At 40.2% G+C, this 21601-nt stretch carries 19 protein-coding genes; 11 read left to right on the top strand and 8 right to left on the bottom strand.

The genetic code is table 11. The features are described from left to right. Positions 1-80: 80 nt before the first annotated feature. The 7 genes from gyrA to dnaA all read right to left on the bottom strand — a co-directional run bounded on the left by gyrA (position 81) and on the right by dnaA (position 9605). Positions 81-2645 (bottom strand): DNA gyrase subunit A, encoded by a 2565-nt coding sequence (gene gyrA / locus CDZ94_RS13965; RefSeq protein WP_096438051.1) that lies wholly within the window; start codon positions 2643-2645, stop codon positions 81-83. A 210-nt stretch (positions 2646-2855) separates the two neighbouring features. Then, positions 2856-4766: a DNA topoisomerase (ATP-hydrolyzing) subunit B gene (gene gyrB / locus CDZ94_RS13960; RefSeq protein WP_198546746.1), complete on the bottom strand. Its 1911-nt coding sequence runs from the start codon at positions 4764-4766 to the stop codon at positions 2856-2858. A gap of 87 nt (positions 4767-4853) precedes the next feature. Continuing rightward, positions 4854-5138: an extracellular matrix regulator RemB gene (gene remB, locus CDZ94_RS13955; RefSeq protein WP_096438047.1), complete on the bottom strand. Its 285-nt coding sequence runs from the start codon at positions 5136-5138 to the stop codon at positions 4854-4856. A gap of 10 nt (positions 5139-5148) precedes the next feature. After that, positions 5149-6276 carry a DNA replication/repair protein RecF gene (recF, locus tag CDZ94_RS13950; RefSeq protein WP_096438045.1) on the bottom strand — a complete coding sequence of 376 codons (1128 nt, stop codon included), beginning with the start codon at positions 6274-6276 and terminating at the stop codon, positions 5149-5151. Between the two features lie 32 nt (positions 6277-6308). Then, positions 6309-6521, bottom strand: a complete 213-nt coding sequence (yaaA, locus tag CDZ94_RS13945) for a S4 domain-containing protein YaaA (protein ID WP_096438043.1) — start codon at positions 6519-6521, stop codon at positions 6309-6311. Positions 6522-6901: 380 nt separating this feature from the next. Next, complete coding sequence (gene dnaN, locus CDZ94_RS13940; protein WP_096438040.1) at positions 6902-8044, bottom strand: DNA polymerase III subunit beta; 1143 nt, start codon at positions 8042-8044, stop codon at positions 6902-6904. Between the two features lie 205 nt (positions 8045-8249). Continuing rightward, entirely contained in the window at positions 8250-9605 is a 1356-nt protein-coding gene (dnaA, locus tag CDZ94_RS13935) for a chromosomal replication initiator protein DnaA (RefSeq protein ID WP_096438038.1), read from the bottom strand. Between the two features lie 710 nt (positions 9606-10315). Here dnaA and rpmH point away from each other — a divergent pair. The 9 genes from rpmH (at position 10316) to noc (ending at position 18859) form a co-directional block, all read left to right on the top strand. Continuing rightward, positions 10316-10453, top strand: a complete 138-nt coding sequence (gene rpmH / locus CDZ94_RS13930) for a 50S ribosomal protein L34 (RefSeq protein ID WP_096438036.1) — start codon at positions 10316-10318, stop codon at positions 10451-10453. Between the two features lie 388 nt (positions 10454-10841). Continuing rightward, positions 10842-11195: a ribonuclease P protein component gene (rnpA, locus tag CDZ94_RS13925; protein ID WP_096438034.1), complete on the top strand. Its 354-nt coding sequence runs from the start codon at positions 10842-10844 to the stop codon at positions 11193-11195. A 21-nt stretch (positions 11196-11216) separates the two neighbouring features. Further along, positions 11217-11450, top strand: coding sequence for a membrane protein insertion efficiency factor YidD (gene yidD / locus CDZ94_RS13920; RefSeq protein WP_096438032.1), 234 nt, complete (start codon positions 11217-11219; stop codon positions 11448-11450). Between the two features lie 71 nt (positions 11451-11521). Next, entirely contained in the window at positions 11522-12328 is an 807-nt protein-coding gene (gene spoIIIJ / locus CDZ94_RS13915; RefSeq protein ID WP_096438030.1) for a YidC family membrane integrase SpoIIIJ, read from the top strand. Further along, positions 12325-12942 (top strand): RNA-binding cell elongation regulator Jag/EloR, encoded by a 618-nt coding sequence (gene jag / locus CDZ94_RS13910; protein ID WP_096438028.1) that lies wholly within the window; start codon positions 12325-12327, stop codon positions 12940-12942. The genes spoIIIJ and jag overlap by 4 nt, the downstream gene beginning before the upstream one ends. Before the next feature lie 852 nt (positions 12943-13794). After that, on the top strand, positions 13795-15171 hold the full coding sequence (mnmE, locus tag CDZ94_RS13905) for a tRNA uridine-5-carboxymethylaminomethyl(34) synthesis GTPase MnmE (protein WP_096438026.1): 1377 nt from the start codon (positions 13795-13797) through the stop codon (positions 15169-15171). 31 nt (positions 15172-15202) lie between these two features. After that, entirely contained in the window at positions 15203-17107 is a 1905-nt protein-coding gene (gene mnmG, locus CDZ94_RS13900) for a tRNA uridine-5-carboxymethylaminomethyl(34) synthesis enzyme MnmG (protein ID WP_096438024.1), read from the top strand. 31 nt (positions 17108-17138) lie between these two features. Next, a complete protein-coding gene (gene rsmG / locus CDZ94_RS13895; protein ID WP_096438022.1) occupies positions 17139-17855 on the top strand; it encodes a 16S rRNA (guanine(527)-N(7))-methyltransferase RsmG in 717 nt (238 codons plus the stop codon). A gap of 158 nt (positions 17856-18013) precedes the next feature. Next, positions 18014-18859, top strand: coding sequence for a nucleoid occlusion protein (noc, locus tag CDZ94_RS13890; protein ID WP_096438020.1), 846 nt, complete (start codon positions 18014-18016; stop codon positions 18857-18859). A gap of 243 nt (positions 18860-19102) precedes the next feature. Here noc and CDZ94_RS13885 read toward each other — a convergent pair whose 3' ends face one another. Then, entirely contained in the window at positions 19103-19393 is a 291-nt protein-coding gene (locus tag CDZ94_RS13885; protein WP_096438018.1) for a hypothetical protein, read from the bottom strand. Between the two features lie 506 nt (positions 19394-19899). On the opposite strand from CDZ94_RS13885, the gene CDZ94_RS13880 reads away from it, so the two are divergent. Together CDZ94_RS13880 and CDZ94_RS13875 are read left to right on the top strand one after the other, a co-directional pair. Further along, a complete protein-coding gene (locus CDZ94_RS13880; protein WP_096438016.1) occupies positions 19900-20661 on the top strand; it encodes a ParA family protein in 762 nt (253 codons plus the stop codon). Then, positions 20654-21511 (top strand): ParB/RepB/Spo0J family partition protein, encoded by an 858-nt coding sequence (locus tag CDZ94_RS13875; protein WP_096438014.1) that lies wholly within the window; start codon positions 20654-20656, stop codon positions 21509-21511. The genes CDZ94_RS13880 and CDZ94_RS13875 overlap by 8 nt, the downstream gene beginning before the upstream one ends. Positions 21512-21601 lie beyond the last annotated feature (90 nt).

Raw genomic sequence — 21601 nt, 5'->3', positions numbered from 1 at the left:
TTAACCTTTTGAGACACCCTCGATTTTCAATCACAATGACGATCTAATGAGCCGGACAATGTTTACGTGTTTACGTCCCATTATTCCTCAGTTTCTGCATCATTTTTTTCGTTTTCGCCATCTAATGTTCCTTCTGTTTCATCGTCATCTTGGTCATCTTGATTTATTACTTCTCCATCGACTTCAGAAGCAAGTTCCTCATTTCCCTCTTCAATTTCTTCATCTTCAATGTTCACGCGAGCAACAGTAGACACGTGCTCCTGTTCGGCTACACGGATCAATCTAACACCTTGTGTATTTCGGCTCGTTTGTGAAATTTCGTTGACGTGCATACGGATGACCACACCTGAGTTCGTAATAATCATTAAGTCATCATCATCTGAAACAACCTTTAAGGAAACGAGCTCACCGTTTTTGTCTGTAATGTTACACGTCTTTATCCCTTTACCACCACGACTTTGAATACGATACTCATCAATGGTCGTACGTTTTCCGAAACCATTTTCGGTAACGATTAATACATCCTGATTCTCTTCAATAATATCCATGCCGACAACTTCATCGTTATTTTGCAGGGCGACGCCTTTGACGCCAGTTGCCGTTCTTCCCATGAGTCGGACATCATTTTCATGAAAACGTATGGACATTCCTTTTTTCGTACCTGCAATCATTTCCTGATTGCCGTCTGTTAGACGCACGCCGTGGAGTTCATCTTCTTCCCTCAGATTTATTGCAAATAACCCAACTCGACGAATATTTGCAAAAGAAGACAATGCAGATCGTTTTGTAACTCCATGTTTTGTCATAAAGAAGAGGTATTTATCTTCTTCGAATGCTTCGATCGGAATAACCGTACTGATGTACTCATCTTTTTCAATTTGCAGCAAATTGATAATCGGGATCCCTTTAGCTGTACGACCAAGCTCAGGAATTTCATATCCTTTTAAGCGATACACTTTCCCTTTATTTGTAAAGAACAGGAGTACATTATGAGAATTTGTGATAAAGAGATGCTGCACAAAGTCATCATCATGGGTTCCCATTGCTTGAATACCTCGTCCTCCGCGCTTTTGACTGCGGTAAGTAGATACTGGCATTCGTTTAATGTATCCGTTATGGCTTAATGTGATGACGACATTTTGACGAGGAATTAAATCTTCGTCTTCAAAGCTGTCTTCTCCAATTGTAATTACTGTACGACGGTCATCACTATAACGATCTTTGATGTCTGTTAGTTCTTCACGAATGATTTCTAACACTTTTTCTTCATCAGCTAAAATCGCTTTTAATTCTTGAATACGTGCAAGTAACTCTTGGTATTCTGATTCTATTTTGTCTCTCTCTAAGCCTGTTAAACGCTGTAAACGCATGTCCAGGATTGCTTGTGCTTGCTCATAGCTTAGTTCGTAGTTTTCCATTAAACCTTGACGAGCGATTTCTGTTGTTTGAGAACCGCGAATTAAGGCGATGATCTCATCAATGTGATCAAGAGCAATCCGCAGACCTTCTAAAATATGCGCCCTGGCTTCTGCTTTCTTCAGTTCAAATGCAGTTCGACGACGAATAACCTCAATCTGGTGATCAATATAATGTGATAACACAGAACGTAAGTCGAGAACTTTTGGCTGTCCATTCACTAAGGCAAGAGTATTAATGCCAAAACTTGTTTGCAAAGCGGTCTGCTTGTACAAATTATTTAACAGTACGTTGGCGTTCACGTCTTTTCTCAGTTCAATTACAATTCGCATTCCTGTTCGATCAGACTCATCTCGCAGGTCTGTAATACCATCAATCTTTTTATCTCGAACAAGTTCAGCAATTTTTTCAATAAGTTTCGCTTTATTGACCTGGTACGGCAACTCATTCACAATAATCCACGGTTTACCGTTATGGTCTTCTATTTCTGCTTTCGCACGAATAATAATAGAACCTTTCCCAGTTTCATAAGCTCTACGAATTCCCGAAATACCGACAATTTCAGCACCTGTCGGGAAATCCGGTCCTGGAATGTATTCCATTAAATCCTGATTCGTTAAGTCGCGATCTTTACTTAAGGCCAAGACACCATCAATAACTTCCTCCAAATTGTGGGGTGGAATGTTTGTCGCCATACCAACAGCAATTCCTGAAGTACCATTGACAAGAAGATTAGGGAATCGTGCCGGTAGAACAATCGGTTCCCGTTCACTTCCGTCATAGTTATCCTGGTAATCGATCGTATCTTTATTAATATCTCGAACGATTTCCATTGAGATTTTAGCTAATTTTGCTTCTGTGTAACGCATAGCTGCAGCTGCATCGCCATCGACTGAACCAAAGTTTCCGTGTCCATTAACGAGCATGTATCGATAGCTAAAATCTTGAGCCATGCGTACCATTGTTTCATAGACCGCAGAGTCGCCGTGTGGGTGGTACTTACCGATAACTTCTCCGACGATACGTGCAGATTTTTTAAACGCTTTATCCGGTGTCATCCCGAGCTCGTTCATCGCATATAATATTCGACGGTGAACCGGCTTAAGACCATCTCGTACATCTGGGAGAGCCCGGCTGACGATAACACTCATAGCGTAGTCCATAAATGACGTTTTCATTTCTTGACTAATATTTATTTCTTTCACTCTTGATTGGTCTTGCTCAGACATTGCGCTTACCTCCGTTTTCTCTAAGTCAAAACGGGTCGGTATGATCCGTTCAGCTTCTCCCTATGTGGCCCGGTTATCCGAGTAGAGAGAAATATTCTTTGGATTTTCACTGACAAAATTAAATCTAAACTGTAAGAAGAAGCTCCATGCAATGTTTTGAAAAATCAGATTGCACGGAAAGGCCCTTATATTATGATGTTATTTGACTAGTTACACGTCCAAGTTCTTAACGTAATGAGCATTTTCTTGGATGAAGTCTCGACGTGGTTCGACTCGATCCCCCATCAATGTTTCAAACACTTCATCAGCCATCATCGCATCTTCAAGGGTAACTTGAAGAACAGTGCGGAAGCTTGGGTCCATTGTCGTTTCCCATAACTGTGTAGGATTCATCTCTCCTAAACCTTTGTAGCGCTGGAGACCAGGTTTAGGACTTTCTGAGATTTCACTCATAATGAGTTCCATTTCTTTATCGTTATATGCGTAGTGCACCTGCTTGCCTTGCTGAATTTTGTATAGAGGTGGTTGGGCAATATAAACGTATCCTTCTTCAATGAGAGGTCTCATGTAGCGATAGAAGAAGGTGAGTAAGAGTGTGCGGATGTGAGCACCATCGACATCGGCATCGGTCATAATGATAATTTTATGGTAACGGGCCTTCGAGATGTCAAAATCTTCTCCGACTCCTGTACCAAGCGCAGTAATAATTGCCCGTATCTCATTATTAGATAAAATTTTATCTAATCGGGCTTTTTCAACGTTTATAATCTTTCCTCTAAGCGGAAGGATCGCTTGGAAATGGCGGTCACGTCCTTGTTTGGCAGATCCTCCTGCTGAGTCACCCTCAACGATATATAGTTCACTAATAGAAGCATCCTTCGTTGAGCAATCCGCTAATTTCCCAGGTAATGAACTTACTTCTAATGCAGATTTGCGTCGAGTTAGCTCTCGTGCTTTCTTAGCTGCATCCCGAGCCCTTGATGCTAAAATCCCTTTTTCGACAAGTTTCCGTGCTACCTGAGGATTTTCTGCAAGAAATTTGGTTAAATGCTCTGTAAAGAGGGAATCTGTAATGGTACGCGCTTCACTATTTCCAAGCTTCGTTTTTGTTTGACCTTCGAACTGCGGGTCAGGAATTTTAACAGAGACGATCGCTGTTAAACCTTCTCTCACATCATCTCCAACGAGGTTCGGATCATTTTCTTTAAACATGTTATTCTTTCGAGCATAATCATTAATTACACGAGTCAGGGCCGTTTTAAAGCCTGATTCGTGCGTACCGCCTTCATGAGTATTAATATTATTTGCAAACGAGTAAAGGTTGCTGGCAAAACCTTCATTGTACTGCATAGCAATTTCGAGGGAGATTTCTGCTCTTTCACCTTCTAAAAAGATCGGTGGCTCATGAATTGGCTCTTTTGTACGGTTTAAGTGTTCCACAAAAGAAGCAATTCCGCCCTCATAATAATATTCCGATTCTTTTTGTTCTCCTCGTTTATCTGCAATAAAAATTCTTAGTCCGCGATTAAGAAAAGCAAGTTCCCTCAGTCGATTAGCTAAGATGTCGAATTCATATTCTGTTGTCTCAGTGAAAATCTCGGGATCTGGTTTAAAACGGATAATCGTTCCTTGCTTTTTTGTTGAACCAGTGACGGATAAATCTTCTTTGGGTACACCACGGTGATATTCTTGATAATATATGCTGCCTTCTTTATGCACTTCAACCTCTAATTTGTTGGAGAGGGCGTTTACTACGGAGGCACCAACACCGTGCAGTCCTCCTGAAACTTTATAGCCGCCGCCGCCGAATTTTCCTCCTGCGTGCAATACGGTCATAATGACCTCGACTGCGGGGCGTCCCATTTTTTCTTGAATACCTACCGGAATCCCTCGACCGTTATCCTCAACAGTAATACTATTGTCTTCTTCGATTGTGACGCGAATCTCATCACAATGTCCGCCCATCGCTTCATCAATACTGTTGTCTACAATTTCCCAGACGAGGTGATGGAGTCCACGGCTACTTGTTGATCCAATATACATTCCTGGACGTTTTCGTACAGCTTCTAAGCCTTCTAATACTTGAATTTGACTCTCATCATAGGATTGCTGTTGTTCAATGGTCAATTTCTTCACCTACACTTCTCTGCAGTTCACAACTGCATGGAATGATATATTTCTTTTTCATTCATTTGATCATCCAATGAATTACTCATTTTCTCTATATTGGTCAAGCTCTTCATCATCAAAGTCTACTGCAGTATGTGCTCGTCGCTTTAGTGTCAATGAAGAGATAGGTGATAAGTACACACGTTCTTCAGTGACAACAACAGATTTGATGATGTCTGATGATATTTCGGTTGTATCCTTGTCTTTACTGCACCGGGTTAAAAATGTTTGATTATCTTGAGACAAGCCTCTACTTTGGTGGTCGAGGATTGCCACAACATCTTTTGAGCGGATAACTGTATCTCCGCCTAAATGTATAAACATTAAGACCACCTCATTTCTTTTGCTCTACCGTACCTTGATCTACATAAAACAGACGGGCGTTTTGCAATGTTTCATGATGAATGCCATCCACACTTGTCGTCGTGACAAATGTTTGCACTTTTCCTTGAATCGCACTGAGTAAATGGGATTGACGGTGGTCATCTAACTCAGATAACACGTCATCTAGTAGTAAGATGGGGTATTCGCCTACTTTTTCATAGATTAATTCGATTTCTGCTAACTTTAAAGATAATGCCGTTGTCCGCTGCTGTCCCTGTGAACCATAAACTTGAATATCTCTGTCATTTACAAAAAACTTTAAATCGTCTCTGTGAGGTCCAATTAACGTTGTGCCTCTTAACATTTCACGATCTCCAAGTTCAGAAAATTCATTTCTCATCTTACTTTTCATTGTCGACAAGTCCATGTCTTCTGATACGTTGCAGGTTGGAATATATCGAATCTCCAGCTTTTCAAGACCTCTGCTTATTTCTTTATGAATTTCTTCGGCCCATTGCTGGAGTTTTTTTAGAAAGGAAAAACGTTTTTCAACAACGTGAGCAGCTGATTCGATAAGTTGATCTGTTATGACGTCGAGCATGGCCCGATCTTGATCTCCACTATTTCGCTTCATCTGCATGTTTTTTAATAATTGGTTTCGCTGTTTTAATATTTTATGGTAACGAGCCAGATGATATAGATAAACGGAATGAATTTGTCCCATCTCCATATCTATAAATCGCCTTCGAACTTGTGGGCTCCCTTTCACTAAGTTCAAATCTTCCGGGGCGAACATGACAATATTACACGTACCAATATAATCGCTGAGCCGTTTTTTCTCTAAATGGTTCAGCTTCACTTTTTTGCCCTGATTAGAAAACACCACTTCCATATGAAGTGGGCCTGTACGTTTTGTAAGCTTACCTTCGATTTTTGCAAAATCTTCATCCCACCGAATTAATTCTTTGTCTCTCGGTGTTCGATGAGATTTTGCCATCCCTAGAACATAAATGGCTTCCATCAGATTTGTTTTACCCTGAGCATTTTCTCCAATGATGACGTTAACTTCATTTTCAAATGTCAAATTAACTGCTGGATAATTTCGATAGTTTTTGACTGTCAGCTGGTCAATTTGCAAGAGAATCCCTCGTCTGAATCGTTCGACATTGTTTAATCCAATTCAAAAGTTTCGCCACCTTCTAATCGCACAATATCTCCTCGGTACAACTTCCGTCCACGGCGGTTTTCTGCTTCATTGTTTACATATACAACATATTCGCTAAGAAACCACTTCGCCATACCACCTGTATCAATTGCACCAACTTCTTTTAAAAGTTGTCCCAGGGTGATAAATTCACCTTCGATTTTCACCGTTTGTTCCATCGATGGTCACTCACTTTCCACATTTCACTTTGAAACGTTCACGTACATAAACACGCAAATAGTCTCAATCTATATTGTACTAAAAGTTTTGTTATTTCGCCAACTCTCATTGAACTTTTACTAAATCGATTATCAAAAGGACTCCAATCACGTTCGACAAATTTCTTTACCAAGGACCAAAAAAGACCGCTTATTCAAAGGTCTGGGGCTCAAATAACGCACGAGACGAGCGGCGTGAAGGTAGCTGTCCTCTTATTAATTCTTATACAAAAACTTTTTTGTCCACAATTTTACACAAAATTGTGCGGGGTCAGGCACCACGTTACAAGTAAAAAACCTGTTGATTAAGCGAGTAGGGGCCTAATCAACAGGTTTGATTTTTAGTACGTTCTAACTGGTGAGAATAAGTGGAGCGTGTTGTCATGATCGACAGGTTTTAATACAAACGGACTCATGGCTCCTGTGAATGTTACATGAATTTCTGATGAATCGACAACTTTTAACGCGTCGATTAAGTTTTTACCGTTAAACGAAATGCGTAATTCTTCACCTGTCAATTCAATGCTTTGAAGATCCTCAGTTACTTTTCCTACTTCAGGTGTGATGGAGGTAATTTCAACTTGTCCATTTTCCATCGTTTTCATGTTTACGACATTGTTTTTCCCGTCTCTTGACAAAAGAAGGGCTCTCTCAGTTGCTTGTAGTAAAACTTTCGTGTCAAGTTTCAATCCTGTTTTGGATGTGTTTGGGATCATGTTACTGGTAGCCGGATAGTTGCCATCAAGTAAGCGAGAAAAGAATAAGATGTTTTTCGCTTTAAACAGGATTTGATTTTCAGTCACGATAATATCAATCCACTCATCTGAATCATCAAGGATCTTACTTAATTCGCTTAAGCTCCGTCCAGGAATGATTACATTTGAAAATTGCAAGTCGTCGGTGTTCGTTTCCGCCATCGCTTTTCGGACAGCTAAGCGATGACTGTCTGTAGAGGTACATGTTAATTCACCGTCTTCAATCTGCCAGTGTACTCCTGTAAGTACTGGACGCGTTTCGACTGTCGAAACAGCAAAGACCGTTTGTCGGATAATGTTTTTAAGTAAGTCAGTCGGTAGTTTAAAAACACTGTCCTCTTCAATTTGCGGTAGCCGTGGATATTCTTCCGGATCAAGTCCATTTAAATTAAAAACAGAAGATCCTGACTTAAGTGTAGTTGCAAATTGGTCTTGTACAGTCAGTTCAATTTTGTTTTCAGGTAATTTCTTTACGATATCAGCAAAGACTTTCGCTTGCAGAACGATGCTTCCTTCTTCTTCAATTTCGACATACTCGTTCTCATCATCTTCCTTAGGGATAAAACATTCAATCGAAATATCAGAGTCACTTCCGGTTAATGTTACACCTTCATCTGTTGCATCAATCTTAATTCCTGTAAGAATCGGAATCGTTGTTCTAGAGGAGATCGCTTTGGATACATGCTGAACACTTTGAACAAATTGCTCCCGATGAATAGTGAATTTCATAGACTATTTTTCCTCACTTTCATTTTCCAAATCTTAATTTAAATATCTTGAGCATATTTATTATTATTTAGTAATAAAAACTAGAAGTAATCGTAATAGGGCTTGTGAACATGTGGATAAGTATAAAAGACTCCAGAATTAGCGAGTTATCCACCTGTGGACAAGTTGTTGATAAACTGAGCGAGATTATGCACAGTCTTCACAATTAGCCAGACTTCAATTGCTCAGTTATTTCTTGTACTTGTTTTTGTAATTCATGATCTGAGCTGAGTAATCTTGAGATTTTTTCATGAGCATGAATAACCGTAGTATGGTCTCGTCCACCAAATTCGCTTCCGATCTTTGGTAATGAACTATCCGTTAGCTCTCTCGATAAATACATCGCAATTTGTCGTGGGAATGCGACGGTTTTTGTCCTTTTTTTCGCCTTCATCTCTTCTACCTTTACTTGGAATGTATCAGCAACTATCTTTTGTACATCCTGAATCCTAATGGTTTTAGGTTTAGAGTTTGGAATAATGTCTTTTAAAGCTACTGCAGCTAAGTCGGCATTCATATCTTGATTAATCAATGACGAATAAGCGACAACACGAATGAGCGCTCCCTCTAATTCCCGGATATTCGTATCGATTTGATTGGCAATGTAAAGCATTACTTCATTTGGAATATCAAGATTTTCTGCCTTCGCTTTTTTACGTAAAATGGCAATTCGTGTCTCCAAGTCAGGAGGTGTGATGTCTGTAATCAATCCCCATTCAAAGCGGGACCGCAAGCGATCTTCTAATGTAGGGATCTCCTTTGGAGGACGGTCACTTGAAATCACAATTTGCTTTCGTTCTTCATGCAGTGCATTGAATGTATGGAAAAATTCTTCCTGGGTTTGTTCTTTTCCAGCAAGAAACTGAATATCATCAATTAGCAACACGTCCACGTTTCGATATTTGTTACGAAAGTTTACAGCCTTGTTATCACGAATCGAATTAATAAACTCATTTGTAAATTTTTCCGATGACAAATAAACCACTTTAGCATTCGGATTGTGATCGATCACGTAATGACCAATCGCGTGCATCAAGTGGGTTTTGCCTAATCCAACGCCTCCATATATAAATAAAGGATTGTAGGCTTTAGCTGGTGCTTCGGCCACTGCAAGGGAGGCTGCATGGGCAAATCGGTTGCCGCTGCCAATGACAAACGTATCAAATGTATACTTTGGATTGAGCATATGCTTTGGCGTATCATCGTCCGATTGTACAGCAGGTTTTTGAGGTTGCTTCATCTTTTCAATTAGTTCCAAATTTTCTTCTTGCTCATCTTTCGGGATTACAAAACGAACATGAAGATCAGCGCCTGTTAGTTCTTGTAACGTTTCAGAAATGAGTCCTGAGTAGCGATTCTCCAACCAGTCTCGGGCAAATTCATTAGGTGCAATAATGATCATCGTATCTTGCTCAATGGCCTCAGCTTTTGTCGACTTCAACCATGTTTCAAAACTTGGTTTACTCACTTTATCTTCAATATTTTTCAGGGCTTGTTGCCAGAGATCACTTAAATTCTCCACCGTCTACCTCCTTTATCACATTAATCTGTACCACAACAGATGAGCCGACCACCTTACCGAAAGTCGACTTGTACAACAGTTGTATAACACTATAAATAAGGGCGTATAAATATTAGTTGGGTACTAGTTGTGGAAAAACAATATAATAGTAGAAACTCAGAAATTCACGCCATACACAACTATGTGGATAAAACCATCAAGACGACGTGAATAACTATCCACATAGTTGTACACAGTTGTGGATAGTTATTATTTTACCACAGGTTCTCCACTGGAAAAACAAAATAATGATATCAGAAAGTCAGCTTAATGACAATGAGTTACCGTAGTTATCCACATTATTCAAGGGGTTGTGTCCAAGTTTTTTCCACACCACTAGATCATGTGTAAAACTTGTCGAAAAACTTGTGTGGAAAACAAGAAAATTGTTGGAAGTTGTCCACAGGCAATATTTTAGTCGATTGATTCGTTATAAAAGCAGAAAAATGGTCAGATTGTGGATAACGCTTCACTTTTAAAAAAAAATGTTCAAATTTCAATTGTAGGACTACTTATTCAAATCATGATCGATGGGAAGAATTTTCGTGAAGGTTATCGTTTGCAAAGAAAAAAGGAAGATTCTGTTTAGGAAGAACTCTTGACAATTAGAGCACTAATTTCTTATACTTTATAAGACTGTCTATAGGAATTTTCCCAGGAGGTGTTAATAGATGGGTAAACCAACTTTCAGCCCAAATAATCGTAAGCGTAAAAAAGTTCACGGTTTTCGTAGTCGCATGAGTACGAAAAACGGCCGTAGAGTATTGGCGAATCGTCGCCGTAAAGGAAGAAAAGTACTATCTGCTTAAAAAGGCCACTGACCGCTCAGTGGTCTTTTTTTCCTTATTATTTCTATCACGTATAAGCTAGATCAGAATCGTGAATCTTGGTATAGAGATTATAATTAAGCTGTGATGCTTTTCAACATGAGAGGGAACAGGGAGTGACTGGTTGCCAATCGCTTGTCCTTGTTCCCATCTTTCATGTTCAAATGAACATAAATTTTCGAGAGGCTGGATTCTTGTCTAGTTTTTCATTCTCTCATTGTATATAATGAAATTTGAGTTTCATCCGCACTATTATAAAATTCAGAGGATAAGAAGAGAGATTGAAGAGACTCGCAAGCTATTTCCCTTGGACTTTTTGAATATCTCTTAGAAGTAAAATAAACGTGTCGGGTGAACAGAGGTGGAAAAGATGAAAAAAATCTACCGACTAAAAAAAAATGCAGATTTTCAGCTCGTGTTTAAACGGGGGACTTCAGTAGCGAATCGACAATTTGTTGTATACCAGCGAAAAGCTGACGATAACAGTGAATTCCGCGTTGGTCTTTCCGTAAGCAAAAAGGTAGGGAATGCGGTGACACGTAACCGCGTAAAGCGTCTAATCCGTGAAGTGATCCGCGAGTTAAAGCCCCGGTTGAAAATGAAGAAAGATTACGTCATTATCGCACGAAAACCAACAGCCGATATGGACTTTCATGAAGTGAAAAAAAGTTTGATTCATGTCCTGAAACGAGGAAAGCTGTTGGATGAAAAGCGCCGGTCATAATTGGGAAGTGAGGTGTGGGGAATGAAGCGGTTTTTTATCGGACTCATTCGCTTTTATCAAAAGTACATTTCCCGTTTTACGCCACCATCGTGCAGATTTTATCCAACATGCTCACAATATAGTATTGAAGCCTATCAACGCTTTGGTGTTTTCAAAGGCACGTGGCTGACGATTAAAAGAATCGTGAAATGTCAACCCTTACATCCAGGAGGAGTCGATCCTGTGCCGGAAAAAAAGGGTAAGACTTCACGCTGAATTTCATAGAGTAACGTGTTTCATTTACTATAGAGACAACATGCTTTAAGAAAGTAAGGGAGGATCTTACAGTGTTAAGAAAATTTGGTTTAGTTACCGTTTTAGTCGGTTTAATGGTCATTATGACAGGGTGTTTTAATGTAAATGAGCCGATTCAATCATCCAGTACAGGTATTTGGGATAGTTATTTTGTTTATCCATTATCATGGTTAATGACAACGATCGCTGAAGCGTTAAACAATAGTTATGGCCTCGCGATTATCATTGTTACAATTTTATTACGTATCTTAATTTTGCCATTAATGATTAAACAAACGAGAAGTACGAAGGCAATGCAGGCCATACAGCCTGAAATGACAAAGCTTCGTGAAAAATATAGCGCGAAAGATCAACAAACACAACAAAAGCTTCAGCAGGAAATGATGCAGCTTTTCCAGAAGCATAATGTAAACCCGTTAGCAGGGTGTTTTCCGATATTAATTCAAATGCCGATTTTAATTGCGTTTTATCATGCTATTATTCGTACACCGCAAATTAACCCGTCTATTGATGCAAGCTACACAGGAGCACCGCAGCAGTTTTTATGGTTCGAGTTAGGGGTTGCAGATCCATACTTTATTTTACCGTTAGTGGCGGGTGCGACAACTTTCATTCAGCAAAAGATGATGATGGTAACAGACAACCCGCAAATGAAGGCGCTCATGTACATTATGCCAGTTATGATCATCGCCTTTGCCGCATTCTTCCCTGCAGCTCTTGCGCTGTACTGGGTAATTGGTAACCTCTTTATGATTGTTCAAACGTACTTTATTACCGGTCCGAATGTAGGAAAAAATAATGATGAGGAACCGGATACAGGGGGAGCGAAGAACAAGTGAAAAAAGTGACTGTTTCAGGTAAAACTGTTGATGAAGCAATCGAACAAGCACTCGACAAGTTGAGTGTGGCGCGAGATGAAGTCGAAGTTCACATTGTTGAAGAAGCTCAAAAAGGATTTTTAGGTATTCTTGGGGGCAAGCCGGCCGTTGTAGAAGTTAAAGTTAAACCAGATCCATTAAAAGAAGCCCTTACTTTCTTAAGAGAAACGATTCAACAAATGGGCGTATCAGCAAGTGTCACTGAGGAAATCATGAAAGACGGTGTTTATTTTAACGTGTCAGGTGAGGAGATTGGTGTTTTAATTGGTAAAAGAGGGCAAACACTGGACTCTTTACAATATTTAGTCAATCTTGTCGCAAATAAGAATTCTCAAGAATACCTTCGAATTGTGTTGGATGCTGAAGGCTACCGCCAACGAAGAAGAGAAGCACTTGAAAAATTAGCGATGCGATTAGGAACGAAAGCGATTCGAACCCGTCAGGAAGTACGCCTTGAGCCAATGAATGCTCACGAACGAAAAATTATTCATACAACGCTTCAAAGTGTGAAAGGTGTGTCCACTTATTCCGATGGTGACGAACCAAACCGCCGGATCGTGGTTGCACCAAAGTAATCAACCAGTCACCTGAGAGTATCACTTAAATTAGGAGAACCATCGCCGTTTTATAACTGGCGATGGTTTTTTTAAATCGCTGTTTTCGCAAACTTGGCTGCTTTTTCAAAATAAGCATCAAGAAGTGAAAGGAGGCTGAAGCGTTGCCCGTTGAAAGCGTCAGCCTGTAGCGGATTTGAGCGAAGATCTTATCTTATCAAAAAGCCTTTAAAATAAAAGAAAGCTATGCGGTTTTTCTCAAGAGTTAAGAAGGTATAAAAATCTACGTTTCGTTGTCTAGCTTCAGGCACCATCGGCTCGTGTCAAATAACCTGCCCGATCAAAAGTAAAAAGCACTTTTGATCGGACAGAACTTTTTCATGTCGTCGGGTAAGGGCGCCTTGCGCTTTTCTAAAACTGTTTAGTAAATTTGTGGCGAGCATTCGCTTGCCTAACGCACAAAATAGCCAGCCTTTGTGTATTAAAGTTTTGTTGATGGAAGAGCAGACTGTGAGTTGTAACTGTTGACTCTTTTCGCAATCAGAAAGCCTCATACTTTGATTTTTAAGGAAACATTTTGTAAAGTAAAGAAAGAACTGTGGATAAATGGGCATCATTTACAAATGGGTGATGTTATTCACATGTGGATAACGCATAATCCGCAGTAAGAAGCTGCTTTCTCTTTGTGGATGAAGCCGATTGTTTTTGTCTAAGATGGAGAAGAAAGTTGCTTTTTTCGTATAAGAGATTATGGTATTCTAATATTTTGGATGCATGTTTTTATCTATGAAAATAATGAATAAATGAAGTTTATATAGAGAGTGATCAAAACGAATATTAAGCAACCTTTTACAGAAAGAGAGGTGAAGGTAAATGGAACTCGATACAATTGCGGCAATTTCTACTCCAATGGGGGAAGGCGCCATTGCTATTGTTAGAATTAGCGGTGACGATGCGATTGAAGTTGCAGATCGACTGTACAAAGGGAAGCAGCCACTAGCGAATGCCGATTCCCATACGATTAACTACGGTCATATTATTGATCCGAAAACAGAGGAAACCGTGGAAGAAGTGATGGTCAGTATCCTTCATGCTCCACGGACTTTTACGAAAGAAAATATGATTGAAATTAACTGTCACGGGGGACTTGTTGCCGTAAATCGCGTGTTACAGCTGATTTTAAATGAAGGGGTTCGGTTGGCTGAACCTGGCGAATTCACGAAACGTGCGTTTTTAAATGGAAGGATCGATTTATCTCAAGCTGAAGGAGTGATCGACTTAATTCGTGCGAAAACCGACCGTGCGATGAATGTCGCAATGTCTCAAGTAGAAGGACGATTATCCGATCGAATCCAGAAATTAAGACAAGCTCTGTTAGAAACCGTGGCTCATGTCGAAGTGAATATTGATTATCCAGAATATGATGCAGAAGAAATGACATTGGAGATCTTAAATGAGAAAGCAGGTTTCGTCAAAAAAGAAATCGACAAACTTCTCAATACAGCTCAACAAGGCAAAATTCTTCGAGAAGGGTTGTCTACTGTCATTATCGGTCGTCCGAATGTAGGGAAATCTTCACTTCTTAACAGCTTGGTTCATGAAAACAAGGCAATTGTGACTGATATCCCTGGAACAACAAGAGATGTCATTGAAGAGTACGTCAATGTTCGCGGTGTTCCCCTTCGCCTTCTCGACACAGCGGGAATTCGGGAAACAGAAGATGTTGTCGAAAAAATCGGAGTGGATCGTTCAAGGAAGCTTGTTGGTGAAGCGGAACTTGTTTTGTTAGTCATTAATCATAATGAACCATTAACGGAAGAAGATGAAAAGCTTTTTGCCATTAGTGAAGGAAGAGATACCATCATTATCATTAATAAAACCGATCTACCGAAAGAAATTAATATGGACCGTGTCAAAGCATTAGCCAAAGATCGTCCGGTACTTACGACTTCATTACTGGAAGATGAAGGGATTGATGAGTTAGAGGAATCGATCAAGCAGCTGTTTTTTGAAGGAGATTTGGAGTCTGGAGATTTGACGTATGTTTCGAACTCAAGGCACATTGCCCTTTTGAATCAAGCTAGTCGAACTATTGACGATGCCCTTTCCTCTGTGGAAGCGGGTATGCCGGTGGATATGGTGCAAATTGATATTACAAAAGCGTGGGAACTACTCGGTGAAGTGATTGGTGACAGTATAAATGAAAGCTTAATTGATCAATTGTTCTCGCAATTTTGTTTAGGAAAGTAATCGAAAATTACACGTAAAGGAGGTTAATGATATGAGCAGCTACCATGGTGGAGAATTTGATGTGATTGTCATTGGCGCTGGCCATGCAGGGGTGGAAGCCGGTCTTGCATCCGCACGTATGGGGGCTGATACACTTATGTTGACGCTTAACTTGGATGCAGTGGCTTATATGCCATGTAATCCGTCTGTAGGAGGTCCGGCAAAAGGGATTGTCGTACGTGAAATTGATGCTCTGGGCGGTGAAATGGCAAGAAATATCGACAAAACCCATATTCAAATGCGGATGTTAAATACAGGAAAAGGTCCTGCTGTCCGTGCATTACGTGCACAAGCCGACAAATTTTTGTACCAGCATGAAATGAAGAAAACAATCGAAGAAACAGAAAATCTGCTCCTTCGACAAGGAATGGTTGAAGAACTAATTATCGAAGACGGAGTTTGTAAAGGTGTCGTTACGCAAACCGGAGCTGCTTACCGTGCAAAAGCGGTGGTGGTAACGACGGGAACTTATTTGCGTGGAAAAGTAATTCTTGGTGATTTAGCCTATGACAGTGGACCTAATAACCAACAGCCCTCAGTAAATTTGTCTTACCACTTACAAGAGTTAGGATTTGACATGGTTCGATTTAAAACGGGAACGCCTCCAAGGGTGAACAGTCAAACGATTGATTACTCTAAAACAGAAATTCAACCAGGAGACGATGTTCCACGTGCATTCTCGTATGAAACGACAAAATACATTACCGATCAGCTTCCTTGTTGGTTGACGTATACTAATGATCTAACGCACGAGATTATTAATAGTAACCTAGAACGTTCTCCAATGTATTCCGGAATGATTGAAGGGACGGGACCACGATACTGTCCGTCAATTGAAGATAAAATTGTCCGTTTCAGCGACAAACCGCGTCATCAGATTTTTCTGGAACCGGAAGGGCGCAACACGTCTGAAGTTTACGTACAAGGATTGTCTACAAGCTTACCGGAAGATATCCAGCTAAGTATGCTGAAAACGGTACCGGGACTAGAAGAAGTAAGGATGATGCGTCCTGGCTATGCGATTGAATACGATGCTATTGTGCCAACACAATTATGGCCATCTCTTGAAACAAAGAAAATCAGCCACCTGTTTACGGCTGGTCAAATTAACGGCACGAGTGGGTATGAGGAAGCTGCAGGGCAAGGATTAATGGCAGGAGTCAATGCAGCGCTGAAAGTACAAGAAAAAGAACCTCTCATTCTGGATCGCTCAGATGCCTATATCGGTGTGTTGATTGATGATTTAGTAACGAAAGGTACGAACGAACCTTACCGATTGCTGACGTCTCGAGCAGAGTACCGGTTGCTCTTGCGTCACGACAATGCCGACTTACGTTTAACAGACAGAGGAAGTGAAATCGGGCTGGTTTCTGAAGAACGTTTTGCACGTTTCGAGGCGAAAAAAGCAGCGATTGCGGACGAAATTAAACGACTTGAAAAAACGACAATTAAAGTCACAGATGAAGCACAGAAGCTTCTTGAATCAATCCCATCATCTCCATTAAAGGATGCGACCAATGCTACAGTCCTTTTAAAACGTCCGGAAATTGGTTATGACGTCATGACTAAGCTTGCACCACCTGACAAACCACTTGATGTCGATATTGCCGAACAGGTAGAGATTCAAGTGAAATATCAGGGGTATATTGCTAAGCAGTTAGAGCAGGTAGAGAGACTCAAGAAAATGGAAACGAAAAAGCTCCCTGAAGACTTGGACTACTTTGCGATTAACGGACTCGCAACAGAAGCTAAACAAAAGTTATCGGAAGTGAGACCGCTATCGATGGCACAAGCATCCCGAGTAGCAGGTGTAAATCCTGCAGATGTTTCTGTCCTTTTAGTTTATATGGAACAAGGTCGTCTTAAAAAAGTTCACGAATCCAAGACAATAGAATGATCGGTGTCGGGAACGTAGAAAAGGTGAGAGTATGAAACCAGATCAATTTCAACAAGAACTTGTAAAACGAGGGCTTTTATTGGAAGACAAGCAATTAGCACAATTTGAACGTTACTTTGAAGTACTCGTCGACTGGAACGAACGTATGAATTTAACCGCGATTACAGATAAAGAGGAGGTCTATTTAAAGCACTTCTTTGACTCTGTATCAGCAGCTTTTCATTTTAACTTTCAAGACGTACACACTATTGTTGATATTGGGGCGGGAGCGGGTTTTCCGAGCCTTCCTTTGAAAATATGCTTTCCCCACTTAGATGTGACGATTGTTGATTCGTTAAATAAACGAATTACATTTCTCCATGCTTTAGCAGAAGAATTAGACTTGGCCGGGGTTTCTTTTTATCATGACCGGGCTGAGACATTTGGTAAGAAAAAAGAACACCGGGAAAGCTATGACGTAGCGATGGCAAGAGCCGTTGCCCGACTCCCTGTTTTAAGCGAGCTGTGTCTTCCGTTAGTTAAAAAGAACGGGACTTTCATTGCAATGAAAGGTGCAGGAGCAAAAGATGAGCTTGATGAGGCTAGGAAAGCTTTTCGAGTTTTAGGCGGAGAATTGGCCGAAGCAAACGAGTTTCAACTTCCTAAAGAACAGAGTGAACGTTCCATTATTACGGTGAAAAAAGTACAACCCACACCAAAAAAGTACCCAAGAAAACCAGGAACACCTAATAAACAACCCATCGTATAGCAGCTCGTTTAAGGTGGTTTATCTTTCACGTGAACAAGAAGTATAACAGTCTTAAGCAAAGGTTTTTATGTAAGTAAGAATTTCAATATTCTTCTAGCAGGATTTTGTCCATTATTTCTCGAATGAAGTTAAGGTAGTTTTCAGAAGGTGGTGTCGCCATGAAGCAGTCGTTTTCACGCTTGTTTGGCTTAAATGAAAAACAACAAGAAGAAGTTGAAGTGAGTGACCGAGAGGAAGTAAGGCAGCTTCCTGTCGCAGAAATTGTTCCTAACCGTTACCAGCCTCGTACGGTTTTTCAAGACGAACGTATAGATGAACTCGCTCAAACGATTAAAACACATGGAATTATCCAGCCAATCGTTGTTCGAGAGCGAGACGGCAAGTTTGAAATTATCGCAGGAGAGCGTCGTTGGCGAGCTGTAACTAAGCTTGGTTGGGATACTATTCCGGCTGTAATTAAAGAATTTAATGATGCTCAGACTGCATCCGTTGCTCTCATTGAAAATTTACAGCGAGAAGGCCTTACTGCTATTGAAGAAGCCATGGCGTACGCTAAACTTTTGGATATTCACGGTCTTACACAAGAAAGTCTGGCTCAACGCTTAGGAAAAGGACAATCAACGGTAGCGAATAAGCTGCGATTATTACATTTGCCTCAAGCAGTACAGGATGCTCTTTTGAACCGGCAAATATCAGAGCGCCACGCACGAGCATTGATTTCTTTAAAAGATAACGAGAAGCAAGAGAAGATTTTAGAAAAGGTTATTGAAGAAGAGCTCAATGTGAAACAGACGGAAGAACAGGTTAAAAGGTTATCTGAACCAAAACCTGAGAAGAAAAAGCCGATTCGAAAAGGCTACTCCAAAGACATGCGGTTAGCTATGAATACGATCCGCCAATCACTGGACATGGTAGCTCAATCAGGGATGGAAGTGGATACGAACGAAGAAGAGCACGACGAGTATTATCAATTTACTATTCGCATTCCCAAGTCGAAATCATAAAACTATTAAACTATTTTTTCTATCCTATGAAAAAAGCATTCGACATTGAATCGAATGCTTTTTTTGAAAGACTTTATAAGCTGACAGCTACCTTCACGCCGCGCGACTCAAGGGAAAAGTATCCTTGAGACATAAAAACATGCGAGCTAACGCTGTTTTTAATAAAAGACCGCTATGTCGTTTTTCTTAAAGGAAAAAATTCAAGTAAAACGAAGGCTTCTGCCATGAGGATCAGAGAAACGACTAAATGTTTATATTTTCATCGAGCGGTATATAAAAAACAAGTGTTTGACCATCGAGTGCCGCTTGCAATCGATAGACGAGGGTATGTCCAGTATCGTTTGCTTCTTTCGTAGTTAATTCACCACTCGAAAACTGGGCAGTCCATTCGTATATCGTTCTGTTTAAAGAAGGAGGGAGCGAGAGTTCTTCAAGATCTAGTTCAGTGCCACAATGAGAGCAGGCGACTGGACTCCCTTCTTCGTCTAATTGGAGATGAATCGATTCTAGCGGTGTTTCACATAAGCATTTCATTATTAATCCGCCTTTCAATTGATGAATTCAGGATGGGTGGGTGGATAGTTCATTGACCATTCGTGAGACACGTTTGGAAACGTTAACCTAAAGATAGGATGCTCATATTTTCACGAATTGTTTTCTTTATATAGGTAAGTTTTTTGAATCAGAGCACAAAAACAAACCTCAACTTCATTACTTTGTTTTCCCAATGTTAAAATGCTAAAAGTAAATAAAAGCTGCTGAATAAGTAGCATACGCCTGCGGAAAGAGAAGACATTGAAGCGGCACCCTTTGTATTTGAGTTCTAGAGTTATTCAGCAACCCCTAAATAAAACTAGTTTTTTTCAATTTTTAAAACGGAAATCTTCCATGACGGCTTTTTCATGATAAAATAAAATGCAGTGACAGAAAATTTTAAACTCAATATAAACAATACAAGTGAACAATCTCTACGAGAGTTATTTTTAAGACGTTGGAACTATTTTATCACAGATTCAACGATCAGTAAGGTAGGTGACGAGATGGGAAAAGTCATAGCCATCGCAAATCAGAAAGGCGGCGTTGGAAAAACGACGACTTCGGTGAATTTGAGTGCGTGTCTTGCCAATGAAGGACAGCGAGTACTGCTCATTGACATTGATCCACAAGGCAATACTACGAGTGGGATTGGAATTGACAAAGGGGATGTAGATGAGTGTGTTTATAATGTGTTAGTGGAAGATACAGAGGCAAAAAATGTGATCTTGCCAACGACGCTAACAGGGCTTGATTTATTACCGTCGACAATTCAATTAGCAGGTGCTGAAATTGAGCTGGTACCGACGATTTCCAGGGAAGTTCGACTTAAACGAGCTATCGATCAAGTTTCTGCTGACTATGATTATGTGGTCATCGACTGTCCACCTTCTCTTGGCTTACTAACGATTAACTCGTTAACAGCGGCGGATTCAGTACTCATTCCGGTGCAATGCGAGTATTACGCTTTGGAAGGGTTAAGTCAATTGTTAAATACCGTACGTTTAGTACAAAAACATTTGAATCAAAAATTGGCGATTGAAGGTGTTTTATTAACAATGCTCGATGCGAGGACCAATCTAGGAATTCAAGTGATTGAAGAAGTGAAGAAATACTTTCGCGAAAAAGTATTTCAAACGGTTATTCCTCGAAATGTACGTTTAGGGGAGGCGCCAAGTCACGGAGAACCGATCATTACATATGACCCGCGTTCGAAAGGTGCAGAGGTTTATACTGAATTAGCGAAGGAAGTGGTGTCGAATGGCTAAAGGTCTTGGAAAAGGTATTCAGGCACTCTTTCCTGAATCATCGGACGAAAAACAGGAAAAAGTACAAGAATTAAAAATCGGAGAGTTAAGACCGAATCCTTACCAACCGCGAAAACGATTTGATGATGGAGCCATTGAAGAACTAAAAGTTTCTATTAGTCAGCACGGAATATTACAGCCTTTAATCGTCAGAAAAAGTATTAAAGGTTACGAAATCGTGGTGGGGGAGCGTCGGTTTCGAGCGGCTAAAGAAGCAAAACTTAAAACAGTTCCTGTAGTTATTCGTGATCTATCTGAAGACGAAATGATGGAAATTGCGTTAATCGAAAATCTTCAAAGAGAAGATTTAAATCCATTGGAGGAAGCAAGAGCCTATCAAAAGCTTCTAGAGCATCTCCAAGTCACACAAGAGGAGCTTTCCAAAAAGTTAGGGAAAAGCCGCCCGCACATAGCGAACCATGTAAGGTTACTCCAGCTGCCACAGCTAGCCCAGCAGTTTATTTCAGAGGGGAAACTGTCTATGGGTCATGGTAGAGCATTGTTAGGATTGAAAAATAAAGAGAAAATCCCAAGTACAATTCAAAAAGTGGTCAATGAAAAACTTAGCGTCCGCCAGCTTGAAGACTATGTACAAAAAATAAACGAAACTGTTTCACGTGAAACAAAGGATAAAAAACGAAAGATCTCACCGTTTATCCGAGAAAGAGAGACTACATTAAAGAACTACTTTGGGACAAATGTACAAATAAGACAAGGGAAGAAGAAAGGGAAAATTGAAATTGACTTCTTTTCTGAAGATGATTTAGAACGAATTCTCACGTTACTGGATCATGAAGATTCTGGACAATAATGTGAGACCATCGCATCCCGGTGGTCTTTTTTCTAAGGCCTTTTCTAAACGATTGTTGCTATTTGTTTTTTTGAGCTTTGAAAAAACGCT

The organism is Alteribacter populi (assembly GCF_002352765.1).
GTDB lineage: Bacteria > Bacillota > Bacilli > Bacillales > Salisediminibacteriaceae > Alteribacter > Alteribacter populi.
Note: the sequence above shows the minus strand (reverse complement) of the source record. Positions and strands in the feature narration are given on the sequence as shown.

What these genes read in the sequence shown, in the direction of transcription:
- CDZ94_RS13875 (WP_096438014.1), top strand. Translation starts at nt 20,654, where the DNA reads ATGGCTAAAGGTCTTGGAAAAGGTATTCAGGCACTCTTTCCTGAATCA.
- remB (WP_096438047.1), bottom strand. Translation starts at nt 5,138, where the DNA reads ATGTTTATACATTTAGGCGGAGATACAGTTATCCGCTCAAAAGATGTT.
- yidD (WP_096438032.1), top strand. Translation starts at nt 11,217, where the DNA reads ATGAAGCGGTTTTTTATCGGACTCATTCGCTTTTATCAAAAGTACATT.
- noc (WP_096438020.1), top strand. Translation starts at nt 18,014, where the DNA reads ATGAAGCAGTCGTTTTCACGCTTGTTTGGCTTAAATGAAAAACAACAA.
- rnpA (WP_096438034.1), top strand. Translation starts at nt 10,842, where the DNA reads ATGAAAAAAATCTACCGACTAAAAAAAAATGCAGATTTTCAGCTCGTG.
- rsmG (WP_096438022.1), top strand. Translation starts at nt 17,139, where the DNA reads ATGAAACCAGATCAATTTCAACAAGAACTTGTAAAACGAGGGCTTTTA.
- gyrA (WP_096438051.1), bottom strand. Translation starts at nt 2,645, where the DNA reads ATGTCTGAGCAAGACCAATCAAGAGTGAAAGAAATAAATATTAGTCAA.
- mnmE (WP_096438026.1), top strand. Translation starts at nt 13,795, where the DNA reads ATGGAACTCGATACAATTGCGGCAATTTCTACTCCAATGGGGGAAGGC.
- mnmG (WP_096438024.1), top strand. Translation starts at nt 15,203, where the DNA reads ATGAGCAGCTACCATGGTGGAGAATTTGATGTGATTGTCATTGGCGCT.
- yaaA (WP_096438043.1), bottom strand. Translation starts at nt 6,521, where the DNA reads ATGGAACAAACGGTGAAAATCGAAGGTGAATTTATCACCCTGGGACAA.
- CDZ94_RS13885 (WP_096438018.1), bottom strand. Translation starts at nt 19,393, where the DNA reads ATGAAATGCTTATGTGAAACACCGCTAGAATCGATTCATCTCCAATTA.
- rpmH (WP_096438036.1), top strand. Translation starts at nt 10,316, where the DNA reads ATGGGTAAACCAACTTTCAGCCCAAATAATCGTAAGCGTAAAAAAGTT.
- CDZ94_RS13880 (WP_096438016.1), top strand. Translation starts at nt 19,900, where the DNA reads ATGGGAAAAGTCATAGCCATCGCAAATCAGAAAGGCGGCGTTGGAAAA.
- dnaN (WP_096438040.1), bottom strand. Translation starts at nt 8,044, where the DNA reads ATGAAATTCACTATTCATCGGGAGCAATTTGTTCAAAGTGTTCAGCAT.